Source organism: Achromobacter sp. NPDC058515 (assembly GCF_042721735.1).
GTDB lineage: Bacteria > Pseudomonadota > Gammaproteobacteria > Burkholderiales > Burkholderiaceae_B > Achromobacter.
This window is the reverse complement of record NZ_JBHXNI010000039.1, coordinates 1-1,019: the sequence shown is the minus strand read 5'-3', so window position 1 is coordinate 1,019 and position 1,019 is coordinate 1. Positions and strand designations below refer to the sequence as shown.

Sequence of the window (1,019 nt, the reverse complement as noted above, 5' to 3'; positions counted from 1 at the left end):
CCTGACGTCCTACACCCTTACCCCGGGACAACCACCGCCCGGGATGGACTACCTTCCTGCGTCACCCCATCACTCACCTACTACCAGCTCGGGTCACCGGCTCCACCACTCCGACCTCGTCCGAAGACTCAGCCGGCGGCTTCACGGGCTTAGCATCACTGGATTCGATGTTTGACGCTTCACAGCGGGTACCGGAATATCAACCGGTTATCCATCGACTACGCCTGTCGGCCTCGCCTTAGGTCCCGACTTACCCTGGGCAGATCAGCTTGACCCAGGAACCCTTAGTCAATCGGCGCACACGTTTCTCACGTGTGTATCGCTACTCATGCCTGCATTCTCACTCGTGAACCGTCCACAACTCGCTTCCGCGGCTGCTTCACCCGGCACACGACGCTCCCCTACCCATCCCAGCGGGCGTTGGCCCTATTGCTGCAATGACACGACTTCGGCGGTACGCTTGAGCCCCGCTACATTGTCGGCGCGGAATCACTTGACCAGTGAGCTATTACGCACTCTTTCAAGGGTGGCTGCTTCTAAGCCAACCTCCTGGTTGTCTCTGCGACTCCACATCCTTTCCCACTTAGCGTACGCTTAGGGGCCTTAGTCGATGCTCTGGGCTGTTTCCCTCTCGACCATGGAGCTTATCCCCCACAGTCTCACTGCCGCGCTCTCACTTACCGGCATTCGGAGTTTGGCTAAGGTCAGTAACCCGGTAGGGCCCATCGCCTATCCAGTGCTCTACCTCCGGCAAGAAACACACGACGCTGCACCTAAATGCATTTCGGGGAGAACCAGCTATCACGGAGTTTGATTGGCCTTTCACCCCTAACCACAGGTCATCCCCCAGGTTTTCAACCCTGGTGGGTTCGGTCCTCCACGAAGTCTTACCTCCGCTTCAACCTGCCCATGGCTAGATCACTCCGCTTCGGGTCTAGAGCGTGCAACTCAATCGCCCTATTCGGACTCGCTTTCGCTACGGCTTCCCCACACGGGTTAACCTCGCTACACACCGCTAA

1 rRNA gene is annotated in these 1,019 nt (G+C 58.0%); it reads right to left on the bottom strand.

Features of this window, described 5'->3' with window-relative positions:
- Positions 1-1,019: ribosomal RNA gene (locus ACFWP0_RS29595) — 23S ribosomal RNA — on the bottom strand; the annotation flags it as partial.